Origin of the sequence: Paraburkholderia sp. BR10882, assembly GCF_040948855.1 — a bacterium.
GTDB classification, from domain to species: domain Bacteria; phylum Pseudomonadota; class Gammaproteobacteria; order Burkholderiales; family Burkholderiaceae; genus Paraburkholderia; species Paraburkholderia nodosa_A.
The window spans coordinates 205,377-226,027 of record NZ_JBFPKP010000008.1; the positions used below are offsets into that span (position 1 = coordinate 205,377).

At 66.9% G+C, this 20,651-nt stretch carries 18 protein-coding genes and 1 pseudogene; 16 read left to right on the forward strand and 3 right to left on the reverse strand.

Translation table 11 applies throughout. The features are described from left to right. Positions 1–58 precede the first annotated feature (58 nt). The 6 genes from AB3X99_RS21670 to AB3X99_RS21695 all read left to right on the forward strand — a co-directional run bounded on the left by AB3X99_RS21670 (position 59) and on the right by AB3X99_RS21695 (position 5,430). Positions 59–1,435, forward strand: a complete 1,377-nt coding sequence (locus AB3X99_RS21670) for a VanZ family protein (protein ID WP_368618093.1) — start codon at positions 59–61, stop codon at positions 1,433–1,435. Between the two features lie 163 nt (positions 1,436–1,598). Continuing rightward, complete coding sequence (locus AB3X99_RS21675; RefSeq protein WP_069265095.1) at positions 1,599–1,925, forward strand: ferredoxin; 327 nt, start codon at positions 1,599–1,601, stop codon at positions 1,923–1,925. Between the two features lie 46 nt (positions 1,926–1,971). Then, positions 1,972–2,604 carry an alpha/beta hydrolase gene (locus AB3X99_RS21680; protein WP_368618094.1) on the forward strand — a complete coding sequence of 211 codons (633 nt, stop codon included), beginning with the start codon at positions 1,972–1,974 and terminating at the stop codon, positions 2,602–2,604. Between the two features lie 269 nt (positions 2,605–2,873). After that, entirely contained in the window at positions 2,874–4,178 is a 1,305-nt protein-coding gene (locus AB3X99_RS21685; RefSeq protein WP_368618095.1) for a D-alanyl-D-alanine carboxypeptidase family protein, read from the forward strand. Continuing rightward, positions 4,175–5,140: an aminotransferase class IV gene (locus AB3X99_RS21690; RefSeq protein WP_368618096.1), complete on the forward strand. Its 966-nt coding sequence runs from the start codon at positions 4,175–4,177 to the stop codon at positions 5,138–5,140. Before AB3X99_RS21685 ends, AB3X99_RS21690 begins: the two co-directional genes overlap by 4 nt. Next, complete coding sequence (locus AB3X99_RS21695) at positions 5,137–5,430, forward strand: DUF493 family protein (RefSeq protein WP_368618097.1); 294 nt, start codon at positions 5,137–5,139, stop codon at positions 5,428–5,430. The genes AB3X99_RS21690 and AB3X99_RS21695 overlap by 4 nt, the downstream gene beginning before the upstream one ends. An 84-nt stretch (positions 5,431–5,514) precedes the next feature. Here AB3X99_RS21695 and AB3X99_RS21700 read toward each other — a convergent pair whose 3' ends face one another. Further along, on the reverse strand, positions 5,515–6,492 hold the full coding sequence (locus AB3X99_RS21700; protein ID WP_069265086.1) for a transcriptional regulator GcvA: 978 nt from the start codon (positions 6,490–6,492) through the stop codon (positions 5,515–5,517). Between the two features lie 101 nt (positions 6,493–6,593). Here AB3X99_RS21700 and AB3X99_RS21705 point away from each other — a divergent pair, with 101 nt between their 5' ends. The 9 genes and pseudogenes from AB3X99_RS21705 (at position 6,594) to AB3X99_RS21745 (ending at position 17,099) form a co-directional block, all read left to right on the forward strand. Further along, positions 6,594–6,920, forward strand: a complete 327-nt coding sequence (locus tag AB3X99_RS21705) for a DUF2917 domain-containing protein (protein WP_069265084.1) — start codon at positions 6,594–6,596, stop codon at positions 6,918–6,920. A 110-nt stretch (positions 6,921–7,030) separates the two neighbouring features. After that, entirely contained in the window at positions 7,031–7,945 is a 915-nt protein-coding gene (gene lipB / locus AB3X99_RS21710) for a lipoyl(octanoyl) transferase LipB (protein ID WP_368618098.1), read from the forward strand. Between the two features lie 13 nt (positions 7,946–7,958). Next, positions 7,959–8,960, forward strand: a complete 1,002-nt coding sequence (lipA, locus tag AB3X99_RS21715; protein ID WP_342949553.1) for a lipoyl synthase — start codon at positions 7,959–7,961, stop codon at positions 8,958–8,960. Positions 8,961–9,209: 249 nt separating this feature from the next. After that, complete coding sequence (gene tauA, locus AB3X99_RS21720) at positions 9,210–10,262, forward strand: taurine ABC transporter substrate-binding protein (protein WP_069265078.1); 1,053 nt, start codon at positions 9,210–9,212, stop codon at positions 10,260–10,262. A gap of 16 nt (positions 10,263–10,278) precedes the next feature. Then, positions 10,279–11,088 (forward strand): taurine ABC transporter ATP-binding protein, encoded by an 810-nt coding sequence (locus AB3X99_RS21725; protein ID WP_368618099.1) that lies wholly within the window; start codon positions 10,279–10,281, stop codon positions 11,086–11,088. Next, positions 11,085–11,972: an ABC transporter permease subunit gene (locus tag AB3X99_RS21730; protein ID WP_342949551.1), complete on the forward strand. Its 888-nt coding sequence runs from the start codon at positions 11,085–11,087 to the stop codon at positions 11,970–11,972. The genes AB3X99_RS21725 and AB3X99_RS21730 overlap by 4 nt, the downstream gene beginning before the upstream one ends. 297 nt (positions 11,973–12,269) lie before the next feature. Continuing rightward, positions 12,270–13,556, forward strand: a complete 1,287-nt coding sequence (locus AB3X99_RS21735) for a dicarboxylate/amino acid:cation symporter (protein ID WP_368618184.1) — start codon at positions 12,270–12,272, stop codon at positions 13,554–13,556. Positions 13,557–13,797: 241 nt separating this feature from the next. Next, positions 13,798–15,693 (forward strand): annotated as a pseudogene (locus AB3X99_RS21740) (ATP-binding protein); the annotation flags it as partial. Between the two features lie 56 nt (positions 15,694–15,749). Further along, on the forward strand, positions 15,750–17,099 hold the full coding sequence (locus tag AB3X99_RS21745) for a sigma-54 dependent transcriptional regulator (RefSeq protein ID WP_069265239.1): 1,350 nt from the start codon (positions 15,750–15,752) through the stop codon (positions 17,097–17,099). Between the two features lie 72 nt (positions 17,100–17,171). Here AB3X99_RS21745 and AB3X99_RS21750 read toward each other — a convergent pair whose 3' ends face one another. After that, entirely contained in the window at positions 17,172–17,705 is a 534-nt protein-coding gene (locus AB3X99_RS21750) for a TlpA disulfide reductase family protein (RefSeq protein WP_254340890.1), read from the reverse strand. 196 nt (positions 17,706–17,901) lie between these two features. Here AB3X99_RS21750 and AB3X99_RS21755 point away from each other — a divergent pair, with 196 nt between their 5' ends. Next, the gene (locus AB3X99_RS21755; protein ID WP_368618100.1) at positions 17,902–18,450 is read left to right on the forward strand and encodes a hypothetical protein; all 549 of its coding nucleotides are present in this window, start codon (positions 17,902–17,904) and stop codon (positions 18,448–18,450) included. 418 nt (positions 18,451–18,868) lie between these two features. Here the strand turns inward: AB3X99_RS21755 and AB3X99_RS21760 are convergent, their stop codons facing one another. Then, a complete protein-coding gene (locus AB3X99_RS21760; protein WP_368618101.1) occupies positions 18,869–20,506 on the reverse strand; it encodes a YifB family Mg chelatase-like AAA ATPase in 1,638 nt (545 codons plus the stop codon). Positions 20,507–20,651 lie beyond the last annotated feature (145 nt).

Here is a 20,651-nt window from a genome sequence, read left to right on the forward strand (position 1 = left end):
GAGGCGTCGCGCGATTGCGATGTGCGGCGTGACATCGGGGGCAAGGGCGGGATAGCGGATGATCGAAGCGGGACGGCTCCGGCTGCGCGCCCCGCACGGCGGGCGGCGCGGGATGGACGGCGACGAGGGTGGTCAAAGCGGTGGCCAAAGCAACGGCCAGGGCGCTGGCGACGAACGCGGTGCGATCGCCAGCGGCGACACGCCCGCGTCGTCAGCGCCATCGCCATCGCCATCGCCATCGCCATCGCCTGCCGCCGCACGCGAGCCGCTGCCGCGCCAGGCCTCGACGCTCTCGCGCCAGGCACTCGCGCTTTACACGGCGCTGATCGTCTACGGCTCCTGGTATCCGTTCACTGGCTGGCGCTCGCTCGGCCTCAGTCCCTTCGCCTATCTCGGCGATCCGTGGCCACGCTACTGGACGGTGTTCGACATCGTCACCAACGTGCTCGGCTACATGCCGTTCGGCGCGCTCGTCGTGCTCGCCGCGTGGCCGCGCTGGCGCGGTTGGCTCGCCGTGTTGCTCGCCGCCATTGCGGGCACGCTGCTCTCGGGCGTCATGGAGGCCGTGCAGACCTGGCTGCCCACGCGCGTGGCGTCCAATCTCGATCTCGCCTCGAACGCGCTCGGCGCATTGCTCGGCGCGCTCGTGGCGGCGCCCGCCACCGGCGCGCTGCTCGAGCGCGGCTTCCTGCGCCGCCTGCGCTTTCGCTGGTTCGAGCGCGACGCGGCCGTGCTGATGGTGCTCGCGGGGCTTTGGCCGTTCGCGACGATGTATCCCACGCCGCGCCTCTTCGGCTTGGGCGAGTGGGCGCGTGCGCTCTGGCAGCGCCTCGACGTCTCGATGCAGGACGCTGTGCTCGCCTGGACGCCTGCCGCCTGGCATCTGCGCTCGCTGCCCGACATGCTGGCCGCGCGCCTGCCCGATAGCGGCTGGGAGGCGATCGTCACGACGCTGAACCTGTTCGGCGCGGCGGCGTTCGCGACGCTCCCCATGCGCTCGCGGGCGCCGCGCGCGCGGCTCGTCATTGCGCTGATTGCGGTGACACTCGTCGTCAAGGTAGGCGCGACCTTTCTGCAGTCGCAAAGCGGCCTGATTTTCGACTGGGCGACCCCGGGGGCGCTCGCGGGCCTCGTGTGGGGCACGCTGCTCGCGTTTCTCGCCTTGCGTCTGCCGCGCGCCGTGCGCGCCGCGGCGGCGACGCTCGCGCTCGCGGCGGCTCTCGTGTTCGTGAATGTGCTGCCCGTGAATCCGTATTTCGACGTCGTGCTCGCGGACTGGCGCCAGGGCCGCTACCTGCACTTCAACGGCCTCGCGCGCTGGCTCGCGTGGACGTGGCCCTGGGCCGCGCTCGCATGGACGGCGTTCTCGCTCGAACGCGCGTGGCTCGTGCGGCGAGCGCGACGGGCCGCGAAGCGCGCTCGCCACGACCGGTGAGGGCGCGCGGCGCTCGCAAGAGCGTTCACGCCGCGCTCGCTATAATCGACCGGATCGCCGCGCAGCCACGCTCGCGCGCCACGCAATGTATTGCCGCCAAGGCGGGCCACACGCTTTCAGCAAGCCCGCGCTCACTGCGCGACACTCACCGGTGCCCCACGCCATGACCGATTCGTTCTACAAGTACCACGTCTTTTTCTGCCTGAACCAGCGCGACCCCGGCGCGGACCGCCCGAGCTGCGCGAATTGCAACGCACAGGCCATGCAGGAGTACGCGAAGAAGCGCGTGAAGCAGCTGGGCCTCGCCGGTCCCGGCCAGGTGCGCATCAACAAGGCGGGCTGTCTCGATCGCTGCGAGGAGGGCCCGGCCGTCGTCGTGTATCCGGAAGGCACGTGGTACACGTATATCGACGAGAGCGACATCGACGAAATCGTCGTCTCGCATCTGCAGAACGGCCAGGTGGTCGAGCGCCTGAAAATCGATCGCTGATTGCTCCAATGCACGGCCAAACAGTACCCGTAAGGACTGCCGCACGATGAACGCCCAGACACAAAAATTTCAGATCGACGGTCCCGTCGGCAAGATCGAGTGCGCGCTCGACGTGCCCGACGCCGGCACGACACCGCGCGGCATTGCGCTCGTCGCGCATCCGCATCCGCTCTTTGGCGGCACGATGGACAACAAGGTTGCGCAAACGCTCGCGCGCACGCTCGTGCAACTCGGCTACACGACCTATCGCTCGAACTTTCGCGGCGTGGGCGAAACGGCGGGCACGCACGACAACGGCATCGGCGAACAGGACGACCTGCTCGCACTCATCGCCTACATGCGCGCGCAACCGGGCCACGCCGACGTGCCGCTCGTGCTCGCGGGCTTTTCGTTCGGCACCTTCGTGCTCTCGCACGTCGCGAAGCGCTACCTCGAAGCGGGCGGTGCGATCGAGCGCATGGTGTTCGTCGGCACGGCTGCGAGCCGCTGGGAAGTCGCGCCCGTGCGCGACGACACGCTGGTGATCCACGGCGAGCTCGACGACACCGTGCCGATTCTCTCGGTGTACGAATGGGCGCGTCCGCAGGAATTGCCGGTCGTCGTGATTCCGGGGGCAGAACATTTCCTGCACCGCAAGCTGCGTATCCTCAAGCGCATCATCGTCGAAGCGTGGCGCTGAAGCGTCGGCCCCACAGTTTCGGGGCCCGATGCTAGCCCTTCGTCACGTCGCGTATGTCTGCCGAAATGCGTGAAAAATGCACGACAGGTATGCGCAAACGTGTGACTTAGCGAAAATTCGCCACGACGTGACGCGTATAATGTTCGCCAATTTTGTGCTTGCTGCGCCGCGACCGGCGCATGCACGGCACCCGCATTCCGGCTTTCACCGACCGTGCGCCGCATGGCGCGCTACGTTCATCCCGTCCCAATTCAGCCCGACCTGAACCTATGCGTTTTCTCTCCTCCGGCCAACCGTCTTCTTTCGTTCCTTCCTCCGTCGTCCGCAATGTCACGCTCGCAACGCTGCTGCCCGCCACACTTCTCGTGAGCGCGAGCGCGTTTGCCCGCACGCCCGCACCCGCCGGCGCGAAAGTGCAGGCACAGCCGCAGGCGCAGGCGTCTGCCGGCGCGGCCGCAGACCAGGTGCTTGGCGGCCTGCCGCCGCCCGGCGTGAACGCGCGCTCGTGGGTGCTCGTCGACGCCACCGCGAACCAGGTGCTCGCCTCCGGCAACGCCGATGAGCGCGTCGAGCCCGCATCGCTCACGAAGCTCATGACCGCGTACCTCGTGTTCGAGGCGCTGCAGAGCAAGAAGATCTCGATGGAGCAGATCATCGAGCCGAGCGAAGCCGTGCGCCGCGTGAAGAACGACGAGTCGCGCATGTTCATCGAAGCCAACAAGCCGGTCTCGGTGCATGACCTCGTGTACGGCATGATCGTGCAGTCGGGCAACGACGCGGCCATCGCGCTCGCCGAACTCGTGGGCGGCAGCGAGGCGAATTTCACCAACATGATGAACGCCGAGGCGCAAAAGCTCGGCATGACGCACACGCATTTCGCCGACGTGAACGGCATGCCCGACCCGAATCACTACACGACGGCCGGCGACCTCGCCAGGCTCTCCGCGCGCCTGATCCGCGACTATCCCGAGTACTACGAAATCTTCTCGGTCAAGGAATTCAAGTACAACAACATCAAGCAGCCGAACCGCAATCGCCTGCTGTGGATCGACCCGACCGTCGACGGTCTGAAGACCGGCCACACCGAAGCTGCGGGTTACTGCCTGATCGCATCGGCCAAGCGTCCGATCGCGGGCGGCGCCTCCCGCCGTCTCGTTTCGGTGATGATGGGCGAGCCGAAGGAACACGACCGCGTGCAGGACAGCCTGAAAATGCTGAACTACGGCTATAGCGCATACGACACCACGCGCATCTATCAGGCGAACCAGGCCGTGGCGACGCCGCGCATCTACAAGGGCACGCTCGACGCCGTGAAGGTCGGCGTGCAGAAGGATCAGTTCGTCACGCTGCCCAAGGGCGCCGCCGAGAAGGCCAAGCCGCAGGTCGAACTCAGCAGCCCGCTGATCGCGCCGCTCGCCGTTGGCCAGCAGGTCGGTTCGGCGAAGTTCGTGGGTGCGGACGGCAAGGTGCTGGCGCAGGTTCCGCTCGTCGCGCTCGAAGCCGTGCCGCAGGCCGGTGTCGTCGGCCGCGTGTGGGATTCGCTCATGCTCATGGTCAACAAGAAGAAGTCATGACGTCCGCTTCAGCGACGCAGGCGGCCGAGCCGCTCGTCTGGCTCAACGGCGAGATCACGCCGCTTTCCGAAGCACGCATTCCCGTGCTCGATCGCGGCTTCATCTTCGGCGACGGCATTTACGAAGTCGTGCCCGTCTATGCGCTCGCCGATGATGAAGGCACGGTGCGCGTGCCGTTTCGCATCGCGCAGCATCTCGCGCGGCTCAAGCGCTCGCTCGAGAAGGTCGGCATCGCGAATCCGTTCGACGAAGCAGGCTGGCGCGCACTCGTCGCGCGTCTGATCGAGGCGAACGAAGCGGCGGGTGCGCTCGCGCGCGATGCCCACGCCAACTTCTACGTGCAGGTGACGCGCGGCGTGGCGCCGCGCGGCCACGCCTTCCCGGCGGCGGCCACGTCCACCGTGTTCGCGATGGTCAATCCGCTCAAACTGCCGGGCGTTGCACAGCGCGAACAAGGCGTGCGCTGTGTGACGGCTGAAGACAAGCGCTGGCTCAATTGCGACATCAAGTCGACCTCGCTGCTCGGCAACGTGCTGATGGCGCAGCACGCGGCGGAAAACGACGCGTTCGAAACGATCCAGCTGAGCGACGGCTGGCTTACCGAAGCGTCCTCGTCGAACGTGTGGGTCGTGAAGGGCGGCGCGCTCTTTGCGCCGCCGCGCAGCAACCGCATTCTCGAAGGCATTCGCTACGGCCTGGTCGAGGAGCTGGCCGGGGAGTGCGGCGTGCGCTTCGAAGCGCGCGAGATCGCCGAAGCCGAACTGCGCGAGGCGGACGAGATTCTCGTGACCTCGGCAACGAAGGAAGTGCTGGCGGTCGTCGCGCTCGACGGCAAGCCGGTAGGCGGCGGCAAGCCGGGGCCGGTCTATGCGGCGCTTCACGCGGCGTACCAGCGCGCGAAGCAACGCGAGGCGCAGGCATTGCGTGCAGCAGTTGCCGAGCTACAGGAAGTGGAGAAATGAACGTGACACAACAGGCAAACCCCCCCGCAGCGAAAGAATCGCTGATCGAATTCCCCTGCGACTTCCCCATCAAGGTGATGGGCAAGACGCATCCGGAATTCCAGGACACCATCGTGACGGTGCTGCGCGAATTCGACGGCGGCTTCGACGCCACGACCATCGAGACGCGTCCGTCGAGCGGCGGCAACTACACGGGCCTCACCGTGACGGTGCGCGCCACGAGCCAGGCGCATCTCGACGACATCTATCGCGCCCTCACCGGGCATCCGATGGTGAAGATCGTGCTGTAAGCGGGCAGAAGGCGTTCGAACGAAAAGGGCCGCAATGTGCGGCCCTTTTTGCATCGTGCGCCGCATCTGGCGTCCAGGTGGACGTCAGGGCATGTCGCCGATGCGCGCGCGCTGCGCCGCGGCGGCGGCCGTCATCAGCGGACCGGCTTCGCAAGCGTCCTCGTAGAGCCGTCGAAAGCGCGCGACCTCGTCGAACACCCAGTCGCGGAACGCCTGCACGCGCTCGGTCTGCATGCGTTGCGGCGGGCAGATGAAGTAGTAGCGCCACGGGCTCGGTCCGTCGATGTCCTTGAAAAGGCGCACGAGGCGCCCGCGTGTGATTTCGTGCATGGCGAGCGAGCGGCGCACGAGCGCGATGCCCTGGCCGTCCATCGCCGCCTGCAAAAGGTTCGACGAATCCTGGTAAAGCACGCCGCGCTTCGGCTCGGGCAGGTCCTGGAGGCCAGCGGCGTCGAACCACGGCCGCCACAGTTCGTCGTCCGAGCGCAGTAGCGGCAGCTTCGCGAGTTCGTGTGGATCGGTGGGCAGATTGCCGCCGTTGAATTCGGGCGAGCAGGCGGGAAAGAAGATTTCGTCGAGCAGCAGTTCGGCGTGCAGCCCCGGATAGTGCCCGTAGCCGAAGCGGATGGCGACATCGACGTCGTCGCGCGCGAAGTCGGTGAGCGAATTCGTGGATTGCAGCTCGACGTCCCACTGCGGATGCGCCTCGATGAAGCGGCCGATGCGCGGCGTGACCCAGCGCGCCGCGAACGACGACAGCATCGAAACGACGAGCCGCCGGTCGCGGTCGCCGGCGCGGATTTCCTGGGTGGCGTGCGCGAGCTGGCTGAGCGCGTCGCGGACCTGGCCGGCGTAGCGGCGGCCGGTGTCGGTCACGCGCACGCGTTTGCCGTCGCGGGCGAAGAGCGCCACGCCCAGTTCCGCTTCGAGCGCGCGAATCTGGTGGCTCACGGCGCCGTGCGTGACGAAGAGTTCGTCGGCGGCGCGCGAGAAGCTTTCGTGGCGGGCGGCGGCTTCGAAGGCCTTGAGCGCATTCAGCGCGGGTAGCTGGCGCAGATCCATATCGTATTTTTTCTCACATAGGCGTGAAAATTGATCGTTTTGCTCGACCCCTTATGGTGTCTACGATTGTAGCTATCGAAGCAGGTCATTCGGAGTGGAAAATGAGAGAAATTTCTTCGGATATCACGTTTGAGGTGGCGGCCGGCCAAACGGCTTCAGTGCGCGTCGCACGCAGCACGCGGCTGAGCGTGAAGTGCGGCACCGTCTGGGTCACGCGCAGCGACGACACGGCCGACTACTGGCTCGAACCCGGCCACACGATGCGGCTGCGGCGCGGCGAGCGCCTGTGGATCGGCGCGGAAGGCGGCGCGCCCGCGTGGGTGGGGTTCGCCGCGCCGGCGCGCCTGAGTGAGCGCGTGGTCGACCTGGCCGCGCGCGCCGCACAGCGCGCAGGCGTTCACATCGGCGACGGCTGGCGCACGGTTTGACCTGACGGCTCGTCACTCGAAAGCGGCGACGATGGGAAAGCCACCCATCGCCGCCGTTGTCCGCAGCATGCCCGGCGCGCTCGCCCCGAATTCGGTAAACTCCCGAAATCATGTGCGCCACCCCGGTTTCACCCTCGCAAATTCATTCCGACCCCGGCGCGGCCGCGGTCGCGTCTCAAACGGCAAGTTCGTCCATCGTCGTGCGCTGGCGCGGCAACGAGGCTTATCAAGCAGGCTTTGACGCCATGCGCGAGTTCACGGCCGCCCGTGACGCCAATACGCCCGATGAAATCTGGCTCGTCGAGCATCCGCCCGTGTTCACGCTCGGCCAGGCCGGCAAGCCCGAGCATCTGCTGGTGGCGAACAGCGGCATCCCGCTCGTACAGATCGATCGCGGCGGGCAGATCACGTATCACGGGCCGGGCCAGGTGGTGGCCTACCTGCTGCTCGACCTGCGGCGCCGCAAGCTGATGGTGCGCGAGCTCGTCACGCTCATCGAGGACGCCGTGATCGAAACACTGGCGGCGTATAATCTCGCGGGCGAGCGCAAGGCCGGCGCGCCCGGCATTTACGTGCCAGAAGACGCCAGCGGCGCGAGCGCCGCGCACCCGGGCGCGAAAGTCGCCGCCCTCGGGCTGAAGATCCGCAACGGCTGCAGCTATCACGGCGTGAGCCTGAACGTGTCGATGGATCTGAACCCATTTCTGGCGATCAATCCGTGTGGATACGCCGGTCTCGAAACCGTCGATATGGCCACGCTTGGCGTCCGGGCGGACTGGCGCGAAGTCGCCGCCACGCTGGCGGCGCGGCTCGAGGCGAATCTCGCGGCGCACGCAGCAACACTTCTCGCGGTAGCCGAAGCGGCTGCCACAGACCCTTCAGCCGAAGCGGCCGGGACGAAACCGGTCGCAGAGGCGGCTGAAAAGGAAGCGGCCGCTTACGCTGCCGCGATGGACCCGGCCGAAGCGGCCGTATCAGGCGGGCAACCGCCGCAACCGCAGGCTGGCGTTGCACCGGCGGCCTGACTGGATCGAAAGCATGACTGACGTAACCGCGAACCCCGCCGCAAACTCCGCTGGCACGAGCGCCGACGCCGTTGCCTACGACGCCACCGCAAAACAGAAGGCGCAGGCCAAGACCTCGCGCATTCCGATCAAGGTCATTCCCATCGAGAAGCTGAAGAAGCCCGAGTGGATCCGCGTGAAGGCGGCCACGGGCAACTCGCGCTTCTACGAAATCAAGAACATCCTGCGGGAGCACAACCTGCACACGGTGTGCGAGGAAGCGAGCTGCCCGAACATCGGCGAATGCTTCGGCAAGGGCACCGCGACCTTCATGATCATGGGCGACAAGTGCACGCGCCGCTGCCCGTTCTGCGACGTGGGCCACGGCCGCCCCGATCCGCTCGATCCGGATGAGCCGGCGAACCTCGCGCGCACGATCGGCGCGCTCAAGCTCAAGTACGTCGTGATCACGAGTGTGGACCGCGACGACCTCCGTGACGGCGGCGCCGGCCACTTCGTGGAGTGCATCCGTCAGGTGCGCGAGCAATCGCCCGAAACGCGTATCGAGATTCTCACGCCGGACTTCCGCGGCCGTCTGGATCGCGCGCTGCAGATCCTCAATGCCGCGCCGCCCGATGTGATGAACCACAATCTCGAAACGGTGCCGCGCCTCTACAAGGAAGCGCGCCCGGGTTCGGATTACGCGCACTCGCTCAAGCTGCTCAAGGACTTCAAGGCGCTGCATCCCGAAGTCGCGACGAAGTCGGGCCTGATGGTGGGCCTCGGCGAAACCGAAGAAGAAATTCTTCAGGTGATGCGCGACCTGCGCGCGCACGACGTCGACATGCTGACGATCGGCCAGTACCTCCAGCCTTCGGAGCACCATCTGCCAGTGCGTTCGTATGTGCATCCCGACACCTTCAAGATGTACGAGGAAGAGGCGTACAAGATGGGCTTCACGCACGCGGCCGTTGGCGCGATGGTGCGTTCGAGCTATCACGCCGATCTGCAGGCGCATGGGGCAGGGGTGGTTTAAACAATTCCGCCCTTCTCGCAAGCACGCAATCGAAAAGCCCGCTGAAAAGCGGGCTTTTTGCTTTTTTGCGTCGCGCCGCGCTCGAACAGCGCGATGCATGCATCGATTCCCGCACCATCCACCTCAACGCGAAAAGCAATGCTCCAGCAGCGTCATTAGCTAACGCGGATAAGTTAGAACCGGCCGCCGCCAGACTCCCTATAGTCGGAACCTTCATTCACTCGAACGTCGTTTCGCCGGAGTCTCCCGATGAACCCTCGCGCTATCCCTGCATTCGCACGCCGCCCGCACATCGCCGCCGTCGCATTCGCCGCCGCCTGCCTCGCTAGCGCGTTCGGCGCGCCGCGCGCGCACGCCGAAACGCGCGAGGTCGTGATCGCGTATCAGGACATGGTGGTGCCGTGGCGCTACGCGCAGGCAACCGGCGAAGTCGAGAAGGAAACGGGCTACAAGGTCACCTACCGTAAGCTCGCGAGCGGCGCCGATGTGATCCGCGCGCTCGCCTCGGGCTCGGTGCAGCTCGGCGAAGCCGGTTCGAGCCCGATTGCGGCGGGCCTCTCGCAGGGCGTGGATCTCTCGCTCTTCTGGATTCTCGACAACATCAACGACGCCGAAGCGCTCGTCGCGCGCGACGGTTCGGGCGTGACGAGCATCGCGGGTCTGAAGGGCAAGACGATCGGCGTGCCGTATGTCTCGACCTCGCACTTTCACGCGCTCGTCGCGCTGCAGAACGCGGGCGTGAATCCCGCCGACGTGAAGATCGTCAACCTGCGTCCGCCCGAGGTCGCGGCCGCCTGGCAGCGCGGCAACATCGACGCGACTTACATCTGGGACCCCGTGCTCGCGCAGGTGAAGAAGAACGGCAAAGTGCTGGTGACTTCGGGCCAGGTGGCGAAGGCCACGGGCAAGGCGACCTTCGACGGCTTCGTGGTCGATCGCAAGTTCGCGAAGGACAACGGCGATTTCGTCGCCAGGTTCGTGAAGGTGCTGGCCGCCGCCGACGCCGATTACGGCGCGCATCGCACGGCATGGAACGCGGCTTCGCCGCAGGTGCTGGCGGTGGCGAAAGAGTCGGGTGCGAATGCCGCCGAAGTGCCCGCGAGCCTCGCGCTCTACGCGTTCCCCACGCCCGCCGAGCAGGCCTCGAAGACCTGGCTGGGCGGTGGCGCGCAGTCGGGGGCGGCGCAGTCGCTGCTCGCCACGGCGGCCTTCCTCAAGGAGCAAGGCACGATCCAGAACGTGCTGCCCGACTATTCGGTAGGCGTCGATCCGCAGTACGTGCAGCGCGCCGCTGCGCATTGAACGCAAGGAGCAACCCATGAGCGCGCTCGAGATCCGCGATCTCACCGTCATCTACGAAGGCGCTCGACGTGACGCTGCGCCGAACGTCGCGCTCGCGAACGTGAACCTCGACGTGGCGAGCGGCGAGTTCGTCGTGGCGCTCGGCGCTTCGGGCTGTGGCAAGACCACGTTGCTCAACTGCATCGCGGGCTTCATCGAGCCGGCGCTTGGCGAGGTGCGCGTGAACGGCGCGCGTGTGGAGGGGCCGGGCGCCGAGCGCGGCGTGGTGTTCCAGAAGCACGCGCTCCTGCCGTGGCTCGACGTGCTCGACAACGTCGCGCTCGGCTTGCGCTTTCGGCGCGTGCCGAAGGCGCAGCGCGAGCGCATCGCGCGCGAGCAGCTTGCGCTCGTGGGCCTGGAAGCCCAGGCGCGCGAACGCGTGTATGCGCTCTCGGGCGGCATGCAGCAGCGCGTGGGCATTGCGCGCGCGCTCGCGAGCGATCCGCAGATCCTGCTGATGGACGAGCCGATGGGCGCCCTCGACGCCTTGACGCGCGAGCAGGTCCAGACGCTCGTGCTCGACGTCTGGGCGCGCACGCAGAAGACGGTGTTCTTCATCACGCACAGCGTGGAGGAGGCGCTCTTTCTGGCGACGCGCATCGTCGTCATGACGCCGGGCCCGGGCCGCATCGAGCGCGAGTACGAGGTGCCGTTCGCGCGCCGGTATCTCGCCACGCGTGACGCGCGCGCCGTGAAGTCGTCGCCGGAGTTCATCGCGTGGCGCGAGCGGCTGGTGGAATTGCTGCATGCAGACGCGGGCGCTCACGTACACGAGGAGCCGGTATGAGCGTGTCGCACGAATCGTTGAGAGAAGTCGCGCTTAAAGCGGCCCGCGCGCTGCCCCGCACTGACGAGGCGCACGCGGCGCAAACGGCGCGCTCCAAAGTCTGGCGCATGCCCGGCGAAGGCCCCACGGCGGCGCTGAGCGCAGCGTCGGTGGCGGCGCTCGCGCTGCTCTGGTGGCTCGCGACGCACCTGCACTGGCTGCCGCCGCTTTTCCTGCCGACGCCGGAAGCCGTCTGGCAAGCCTTCACGGACGCGCTGCACGGCCGCATCCAGGGGGGCCTGCCGCTCTCCGAGCATCTGTTCTGGAGCGCGCTGCGCGTGTTCGGTGCGTTCTTGCTGGCGGTGGTGACGGCCGTGCCGGTCGGCATTCTGATGGGCGTCTCGCGCATCGCGCGCGGCCTGCTCGATCCGCCGCTCGAGTTCTACCGGCCGCTGCCGCCGCTTGCCTACCTGCCGCTCGTGGTGATCTGGTTCGGCATCGACGAAACGGCCAAGATCGTCGTGATCTGGCTCGCCTGTTTCGCGCCCATCGCCATGGCCGCGCGCGCCGGCGCGAAGAGCGCGAGCGTCGAGCAGATACGCGCGGCGGCGTCGCTGGGCGGCAGCCTCGCGCAGATCGTGCGCTTCGTCGTGCTGCCCGCCGCGCTGCCGGAGATCCTCACGGGCCTGCGCATCGCCATCGGCTTCGGCTGGACTACGCTCGTGGCCGCCGAGATGGTCGCCGCGACGGCAGGTCTCGGGCAGATGGTGCTCAACGCGTCGAGCTTCCTGCGTACCGACGTCGTGGTGATGGGCATCGTGCTGATCGGGCTCATTGCCTGGGGCTTTGACCTCGCCATGCGCGCGCTCGAACGGCGCCTCGTGCCGTGGAAGGGACGCGGCTAAGGCGGCTCCTGTCTTTCTGGAAATCCGAACGCTCATAGGGCGCGATTCTGGAAAACCAGATTCGCGCCTTGGTTCGTTGGATAAAAATCCTTATAAATCAATGGCATGAGCGGTTGCGCTAGCTGGCATTCTCCTTGCAAATAAGAACGCGCGGCCACCCCGGCCGCGACAAAAAAAACAGCAAGGAGACAGCCGATGTCCGATCCCCTCTTCCGGTTTCGCTGATCCCCCAGTTTCGACCTGTCGCGGCCCGAACTCGATTCGTTCGGCCATTGGCTTAACTCATTTGCAGGAACCATCGTGAAGAAACCTCTCCACAAAGTCCTCTATTTCCAGGTGATCGTGGCGATCGTCATCGGCGTGATCCTCGGCCATTACTGGCCCGCCATCGGCATCGACATGAAGCCGCTCGGCGACGCCTTCATCAAGCTCATCAAGATGGTGATCGGGCCGATCATCTTCTGTACCGTCGTGACCGGCATCGCCGGCATGGAGGACATGAAGAAGGTGGGCCGCGTGGGCGGCAAGGCGCTGGTCTACTTCGAGATCGTCTCCACCTTCGCGCTCGTGCTCGGCCTGATCGCCACGCACGTGCTGAAGCCGGGCGCGGGCTTCAACGTCGACGTCCATTCGCTCGACGCCAAGGCCGTGGCCAGCTACGCCGAAAAGGCGCATGGCCAGAGCAGCGTCGACTTCCTGATGCACATCATTCCGGACACGATCACCTCGGCGTTCGCGCAGGGCGAAATCCTGCAGATTCTGCTGATCGCGCTGCTGTTCGGCGCCGTGCTCACGCAACTGGGCGAGCGTGGCCGCGTGGTGACCGAGTTCATCGACAGCATCTCGGGCGTGCTGTTCGGCGTCGTGAAGATCGTCACGAAGCTCGCACCGATCGGCGCGTTCGGCGCGATGGCGTTCACCATCGGCAAGTACGGCGTGGGCTCGCTGATCCCGATGCTCAAGCTCATCGGCACGTTCTACCTCACGTCGATCGTGTTCGTGCTCGTCGTGCTCGGCGCGATCGCGCGCTTCACGGGCTTCTCGATCATCCGCTTCGTTTCCTACATCAAGGAAGAGCTGCTGATCGTGCTCGGCACCAGCTCGTCGGAATCGGCCCTGCCGCAACTGATGCAGAAGCTCGAGCGCCTTGGCTGCTCGCGCTCGGTCGTGGGCCTCGTCGTGCCGACCGGCTACTCGTTCAACCTCGACGGCACCAACATCTACATGACGATGGCGGTGCTCTTCATCGCCCAGGCGACCAACACCGATCTCACGTGGACGCAGCAGCTCACGCTGCTCGCGGTGACGATGCTCACCTCGAAGGGCGCGAGCGGCGTGACCGGCGCGGGCTTCATCACGCTGGCGGCCACGCTCGCCGTGGTGCCGACCATTCCGCTCTCGGGCATGGTGCTGATCCTGGGCATCGACCGCTTCATGAGCGAATGCCGTGCGCTGACCAACATCGTCGGCAACGGCGTGGCGACGGTCGTGGTCTCGGCATGGGAGAAGGAGCTCGACCGCAACAAGCTGCGCGCCGTGCTCTCCGGCGAGGTCGAAGAAATGAAGGAAAGCGCAGGCGCGTAAGCCGCGCTGGGCGGGCGTGTGCAGGCCGTGAGGCGCGCCGCCCGCCGATGTCTGTTCTCTCGATCTTTCGCGGCCATCGCCGCTGGGCGGCGCGAGCGTTTCCCCTGCGCGAGCGCCGCCCGTTTTTGTTTCTCGTCCGACTTCGCCGCAGTTTGGCTGAGTGGGCCCCAAGCGCACCGTGCGACCCGGACGCCCCGGCGCGGCGCGGCCGTGTGCCACAATCTCCCTCATCCCCCTCGACCGTCTGGAAGCCGCTCACGTGACGCGCCGCCTCATCATCCTCTTCGCGCTCGCAGCCGGCCTCGTCGCGGTCTGCGCGCTGACGTGGGCGCTCACGTGGCAGACCGGGATCGACGCGCTGCGCCGCAACGCTGCCGTGCGCGGCGACCGCACCGCGGCTTCGCTCAAGAGCACGCTCGAGCGCTACGACTCGCTGCCCTATATCGTCGGCGAGCATCCGCTCGTGCAGGACGTGCTGGTCGATCCGAGACCCGAGTGGGTGGCCGCCGCGAACCGCTATCTCGAAGACGTGAACCGTCACGCGCGCGCCACGACGACCTACATCATCCGCGCCGACGGCAAGAGCATCGCGGCGAGCAACTGGCGCGACCCCGACAGTTTCGTGGGCGCGGATTACCGCTTCCGGCCGTATTTCATCGACGCGATGAACGGCCGCGTGGGGCGCTTCTTCGGCATCGGCACGATCTCGCACGATCCGGGCTACTACGTGTCGCAGCCCGTGCGGCGCGACGGCAAGATCGTCGGCGTGGCCGTGGTGAAGCTCAATCTCGAATGGTTTCCGGGCACCGATGCCACGGAGCCGCTGCTTGTCACCGACGATCACGGCGTGATTTTTCTCTCTTCGGTGCCCGCGTGGAAGTACCGCACGGTGCGCCCGCTGCCGCCGGCCGTGGTGGCCTCGATCGACGCCACGCGCCAGTACGCGAGCGAGCCGATCGCGCCGCTGCCGACGCGCGTCGAACGCGTGTTGCAGGGCGGCGCCGACATCGTGCGCATGGGCGCCGGCATCCGCGCACCGCGTTACCTGGAAACGCGCCGCTCGCTCGTCGAGCCCGACTGGCATCTCGTCACCATGTCGTCGATCGATCCCGTGCTCGAAGCCTCGCGCAACGCGACCATCATGACCGGTTTCGGCTACGTTTCCCTGTGCCTGTTCGGCTTCTACTGGCGCATGCGGCGCGCACGCGTGAGGGAAGTGATGCGCAGCCGCGCGATGCTGCAAAAGGCCTATGCGATGCTCAACGAGCGCGTGGCTGAGCGCACCGCCGATCTCTCGCAGGCCAACGAGCGCCTGCAGCGCGAGGTGGCGGAGCGCACGCGCGCCGAAGCGGAACTGCGCGCCACCCAGGACGAGCTGATCCAGGCGAGCAAGCTCGCCGCGCTCGGCCAGATGGCGGCGGGCATCACGCACGAACTGAACCAGCCCCTCGCGGCGTTGCGCAGCTTCTCGGACAACACGCGCGTGTTTCTGGAGCGCGGCCAATACGCGGCGGCCACCGAAAACCTCGAGGCGATCGGCTCGCTCACCGAGCGCATGGGCAAGATCGTCAATCAGCTCAAGCTGTTCGTCGGGCGCGCGCGGCCGAGAGGCGCGCGTGCACCGGTAACCCGCGCGCTGCGCAACTCGCTCGCGCTGCTCGGCAAGCGGCTCGACGGCTTGCGCGTGGATCTCACGTTGACGGAAGACGGCGCGCCGACCGTGCCGCTCGACGTGGACGCAGAGTACCCGGACCTGAGCGCGCAGAGCGACGACCTGCGGCTCGAACAGGTGCTCATCAACGTGCTCGGCAATGCGCTCGACGCCGTGGGAGGCCTGCCGTCGCCGCGCATTGCGATCGACGTGCAGGCGAGCGCCGCGACGCTCGCCATCGCGGTGAGCGACAATGGACCGGGCATTCCCGACGATGTGCTGCCGCGCCTCTTCGAGCCGTTTTTCACGACGAAGGAAATGGGGCAGGGGCTCGGCCTCGGACTCGCGATCTCCTCGTCGATCGCACGCGACTGCGGCGGCTCGCTCACGGCGAGCAACGTACCCGAAGGCGGCGCACGCTTCGTGCTGACGTTGCGCCGCGCGCGTGCCGATGCCGAGAGCGCGGCGCGTGCCGCGGGGTTGTGACGCTGGGTTGCGTGGCTGGCTTTTGAACCAGGATGACGAACGAACATGGTGAACGCATGGTCAATACCGCGCCCGGCCGGGTGCTCTACGTAGAGGATGACGAACTGGTGCGCCGCGCGGGCGTGCAAAGCCTGCAGCTCGCCGGCTTCGACGCCGCCGGTTTCGCCAATGCGGAAAGCGCGCTGCCGCTCGTCGATGCCGACTTCGCGGGCGTCGTGGTGAGCGATATCCGCCTGCCCGGCATGAGCGGGCTCGATCTGCTCGCGCAATGCCACGAGCGAGCGCCCGAGGTGCCCATCATCCTCGTGACGGGCCACGGCGATATCTCGATGGCCGTGCAGGCCATGCGCGACGGCGCTTACGACTTCATCGAAAAGCCGTTCGCCTCCGAGCGCCTCATCGAAACGGTGCGGCGCGCGCTGGAGCGGCGCCTGCTCGTGCTCGAAAACCTCGCGCTGCGCCGCGAGCTGGCGGGGCACGACGCGCTCGCGCCGCGCATCATCGGCAAAAGTCCGGCGATCGAACAGGTGCGCAAGCTCATCGCGAACGTCGCGCCGACGGACGCCTCGGTGCTCATCAACGGCGACACTGGCGCGGGCAAGGAACTCATTGCGCGCAGCCTGCATGAGCTTTCGCCGCGCCATGACAAGCCGTTCGTCGCCGTGAACTGCGGCGCGCTGCCCGAACCGATGTTCGAGTCGGAGATGTTCGGCTACGAGGCGGGTGCTTTCACGGGTGCGGCCAAGCGCCGGATCGGCAAGCTCGAGCACGCGAGCGGCGGCACGCTCTTTCTCGACGAGATCGAAAGCATGCCGCTCTCGCTGCAGGTGAAGCTGCTGCGCGTGCTGCAGGATGGCGTGCTGGAGCGCCTCGGTTCGAACCAGCCGGTGCGCGCCGACTTGCGCGTGGTCGCGGCGGCGAAGGGCGACATGAGCGAGCACGTCGCGGCGGGGACCTTCCGGCGCGACCTGCTGTACCGGCTGAACGTCGTGACGATCGCGTTGCCGCCGCTGGCCGAGCGCCGCGAGGACATCGTGCCGCTCTTCGAGCACTTCCTGCTCGACGCGGCGGTGCGCTACCAGCGTCCTGCGCCGCTCCTCACCGAGCGCGATCGCATGCGGCTCGCGCAACGCGACTGGCCGGGCAACGTGCGCGAACTGCGCAATGCGGCGGACCGCAGGGTCCTCGGGATTCCCGACGATCTGTCGGCAGTCGCGGCGGCCGGCGAGGACGACGCGTTGCCGCTCAAGGAGCGCGTGGAGCAGTACGAGCGCGCACTGATTGCCGACGCGCTGCAGCAGAGCAACGGCGCGGTCGCCCAGGCCGCCGAGCGGCTACAAATGGCGAAAGCCACGCTGTACGAGAAAATTCGCCGCTATGGGCTGGTGGCGCGCGGCGAGGCGTGAAGCGGCACAAAGAGGCATAAAAAAAGCAGCGGGTTTTCCGCTGCTTTTTTTATTGGCTACGCGAATCGCGTATCAGGTCGCCAGCGCCTTCTGCAGCAACTGGTCGAGTTCGGCGAACTGCGGCTCGCCCACGTAGCGCTTGAGGATCTTGCCGTCGCGGCCGATCACGAAGGTAGTGGGCGTGAGCTGGACGTTGCCGAACTGCCTGGCCGCCGAGCCGTCGTCCATCGCCACCTTGAACGGCAGCTGGCGCGTTTGCGCGTAGTTGGCGACGTACATCGGCGCGTCGTAGTTCATCGCCACCGCAACGAACTCGAGACCTTCGCCCTTGAAGCGGTTATAGGTCTGGACCATCTTCGGCATTTCCGCCATGCAGGTCGTGCAACTCGTCGCCCAGAAGTTGACGAGGTAGACCTTGCCCTTGAGGTCGTTCGTGGAGACCTTCTGGCCGGACAGGAGCGTGAAGGTGGCGTCGGGCACGCGCTGCTGGCTGCCGAAGAACGCGAAGTAGCCGGCCACAGCGATCGCGACGACGACCACCGCCGCGCCAATGCGCATGAGCGCGCCGGAACGCTTGTTCGAAGAATTCGGGGATGCAGCGGTCATGAGCCTTGCCTCGTGCGCCGAAGGGCGCGGGTGTCGAGCGCAAATATTGTAGCGCCGAATTTCCCGGCATAGCGGTTGCGAGACAACATCCGGGTATGCGTCGACGGATAATGTCGCGCACCTTTCACCTCCGTAACGAACCGCCCCCATGGTCCTGGACATCCTTCGCCGCGCCCGACTCCCGTTGAATCTACCGATGCGCGCCTCCGTTGCTGCCCGCGTGGCGGCGCTGGGCGTACTTGCCGCCGCGTTCGCGCTGGCCGCCTGCTCGCCCACTTACGATTGGCGCACGATTTCGAACGATGCGAGCGGCTACGCGATCGATCTGCCGGCCAAGCCCGACAAGGACGAGCGCCGCATCGACGTGAACGGCACGCCGATGCGCATGCGCGTGCAGACGGCCGAAGTCGCCGGCGACGTGTTCGTGGTCGGCACGCTCGATCTGCCCGACGCGCAGCCCGCAACGCAGCAAAAGGCACTCGACTTCCTGCGCGCGGGCCTCGCGCGCAACGTGGGCGCGGCTGCCGAGACACACGCGGTGGGGGTGCCGCTCGCAATGGGCGGCTCGGTCGAGGGCGTCGAAATGCGCATGGCCGGCGAGGCGGGCGCCAACGGCGAGACGCGCACGATCCACGCGCGGCTCGTTGCAAAGGGCGCACGCGCCTATCAGGTGGCGATCGTCGGCCGTACCGAGCCGCCGGTCGAGCAGGTCGATCAGTTCTTCGGATCTTTCAAGCTGTACTGAGTTTTGGGAGTCCGCAGTACGCCTTCCGTCGCGATGTTTTGGTCACACAGCGGCGGGCGCTTGCGGGCCGAAGTGAAAGTTGCGCTGCAGGTAAACACGCTAATTATCGGATTTGATTGACGGTTTACTGGTTACCCACAGGAGCTGTGGGTAACTTTGTGGAAAACAACGCCCCGTTGGCCGGAAAGGGCCGTCCTGTGGGCTTTCTGTTAGTTTTGGCCGCTTTTCTGTAAATTCAGAAGAGTAGAAGAATCAATGGGTTACGAAAGCGATCGTGGCGTAATGCGAACCATGCTCAGATCCAGGGGCAGCATGACGAAATGTGCATAAGTCAAGTCTTGACTTCGACTTATTGGCGCTATTCACATTCCCTGCGGCGCAAAGCGGCAGCGCTCTCCGGCGAAACCGGCACTGCGGGTTACCGCTCGGTGAACACGCGCCGGTACTGCACGGCCTCCGCCACGTGGGCGGCTTCGGGCATCGCGGCGCCCGCGAGATCGGCGATCGTGCGCGCGACCTTGAGCACCCGGTAATGGGCGCGTGCCGACCAGCCAAAGCGCTCGCCCGCTTCGCGCAGCAGCGCTTCCCCGGCGGCGTCCGGCTGGCAGACTGCGTCGGTTTCGCGGCCGTTCAATTCGCGATTGGTTTTACTCTGGCGCGCCAGCTGGCGCTCGCGTGCCGCCTGGACGCGAGCGGCGATCGCGGCGCTCGATTCGGCGTTCGTGCTCGCGCGAGCGGCCAGTTCGGCGGGCGGCAGCGCTGGAATCTCGATCTGGATGTCGATGCGGTCCAGGAGCGGCCCCGACAGCTTGCGCAAATAGCGCGCGGCGCTTTCGGGCGTGCAGCGGCAGCGACCAGCGGGGTCGCCGCGCCAGCCGCACGGGCAGGGATTCATCGCGGCAATGAGTTGGCAGGCGGCCGGAAAGTCGGTTTGCCACGCGGCGCGTGAAATGGTGATCGCGCCCACTTCGAGCGGCTCGCGCAGGGTCTCCAGCACGTGGCGGTCGAATTCGGGCAGCTCGTCCAGAAATAGCACCCCTAAATGCGCGAGCGTGATCTCGCCCGGCTGCGGCGGATTGCGCCCGCCGATCAGCGCGGCGGCACTCGACGAGTGATGCGGCGCGCGAAACGGCCGCTTGCGCCACTGCTGCGGCGTGAAACCGACCGCGCTGGCGGAGAGCAGGGCGGCGGAGGCTAACGCCTCGTCGTCCGTCATGGGTGGCAGGAGCCCGGGCAGGCGTGCGGCGAGCATCGACTTGCCGGCGCCTGGCGGCCCGACCATCAACAGATGGTGCCCGCCGGCCGCCGCGACTTCGAGCGCCCGGCGCGCCCCGCGCTGGCCGACGACGTCGGCCATGTCAGGGGGCGTGGCGATGGGTCCAGTGTCGAGGGCGCTCGCGCGCACGGGGGCGAGGCGCGCTTCGGGATCGCCGCCCGCCAGATGGGCGCACAGGGAGCGCAGGTCTTCCGCGCCGTACACCGCGACATCTGGCACGAGCGCCGCTTCGGCAGCGTTTTGCGCAGGCAGATAAAGCTCGGGCATGCCGGAGCGCGCTGCTTCGCCGGGTTCAGTATCGGGAATCCGAAGGATGGCGCTTTCGCCTATGGGCTCGCGGCTGAACGCTGCCGCTTCGTCGAAATGCGCTGCGCGCGCTCTGTGCGCGCGTGCCGTGCCGCACGCCATGGCAAACGCGCCGCGCATGGGCCGCACGGCGCCGGTGAGCGAAAGCTCGCCCGCGAACTCCCGGTGTTCGAGCGCAGCAACCGGAAGCTGACCGCTCGCCGCGAGAATGCCGAGCGCGATGGGCAGATCGAAGCGGCCGGATTCCTTGGGTAGATCGGCGGGCGCCAGGTTGACGGTAATGCGCCTCACCGGGAAATCGAAGCCGCAGTTCGAGAGCGCGGCGCGCACGCGCTCGCGGCTTTCGCGCACTTCGAGGTCGGGCAGCCCGACGATGGAAAACGACGGCAGACCGTTGGCGAGATGGACTTCGACGGTGACTTCGGGCGCGCGGCCAGCAGCCGGCGCGCGGCTGCGCACCACGGCAAGCGACATGGGATTCTCCGGAAGGCTCGCATGCGGAAGTGGCGCGCGGTGTACGAAGCTTCGGACCGGGCTTCGTATGTGTTTCGCGCGCCGTGCATGCGCCAGGCTGGTGAGGCGTATGCCCCTTTACGGTTCCATTGCGACCACGCTACGG

Bases quoted from the DNA above. Each gene is read 5' to 3' on its own strand.
- AB3X99_RS21670 (WP_368618093.1), top strand. From the start codon at position 59: ATGATCGAAGCGGGACGGCTCCGGCTGCGCGCCCCGCACGGCGGGCGG.
- AB3X99_RS21675 (WP_069265095.1), top strand. From the start codon at position 1,599: ATGACCGATTCGTTCTACAAGTACCACGTCTTTTTCTGCCTGAACCAG.
- AB3X99_RS21680 (WP_368618094.1), top strand. From the start codon at position 1,972: ATGAACGCCCAGACACAAAAATTTCAGATCGACGGTCCCGTCGGCAAG.
- AB3X99_RS21685 (WP_368618095.1), top strand. From the start codon at position 2,874: ATGCGTTTTCTCTCCTCCGGCCAACCGTCTTCTTTCGTTCCTTCCTCC.
- AB3X99_RS21690 (WP_368618096.1), top strand. From the start codon at position 4,175: ATGACGTCCGCTTCAGCGACGCAGGCGGCCGAGCCGCTCGTCTGGCTC.
- AB3X99_RS21695 (WP_368618097.1), top strand. From the start codon at position 5,137: ATGAACGTGACACAACAGGCAAACCCCCCCGCAGCGAAAGAATCGCTG.
- AB3X99_RS21700 (WP_069265086.1), bottom strand. From the start codon at position 6,492: ATGGATCTGCGCCAGCTACCCGCGCTGAATGCGCTCAAGGCCTTCGAA.
- AB3X99_RS21705 (WP_069265084.1), top strand. From the start codon at position 6,594: ATGAGAGAAATTTCTTCGGATATCACGTTTGAGGTGGCGGCCGGCCAA.
- lipB (WP_368618098.1), top strand. From the start codon at position 7,031: ATGTGCGCCACCCCGGTTTCACCCTCGCAAATTCATTCCGACCCCGGC.
- lipA (WP_342949553.1), top strand. From the start codon at position 7,959: ATGACTGACGTAACCGCGAACCCCGCCGCAAACTCCGCTGGCACGAGC.
- tauA (WP_069265078.1), top strand. From the start codon at position 9,210: ATGAACCCTCGCGCTATCCCTGCATTCGCACGCCGCCCGCACATCGCC.
- AB3X99_RS21725 (WP_368618099.1), top strand. From the start codon at position 10,279: ATGAGCGCGCTCGAGATCCGCGATCTCACCGTCATCTACGAAGGCGCT.
- AB3X99_RS21730 (WP_342949551.1), top strand. From the start codon at position 11,085: ATGAGCGTGTCGCACGAATCGTTGAGAGAAGTCGCGCTTAAAGCGGCC.
- AB3X99_RS21745 (WP_069265239.1), top strand. From the start codon at position 15,750: ATGGTCAATACCGCGCCCGGCCGGGTGCTCTACGTAGAGGATGACGAA.
- AB3X99_RS21750 (WP_254340890.1), bottom strand. From the start codon at position 17,705: ATGACCGCTGCATCCCCGAATTCTTCGAACAAGCGTTCCGGCGCGCTC.
- AB3X99_RS21755 (WP_368618100.1), top strand. From the start codon at position 17,902: ATGCGCGCCTCCGTTGCTGCCCGCGTGGCGGCGCTGGGCGTACTTGCC.
- AB3X99_RS21760 (WP_368618101.1), bottom strand. From the start codon at position 20,506: ATGTCGCTTGCCGTGGTGCGCAGCCGCGCGCCGGCTGCTGGCCGCGCG.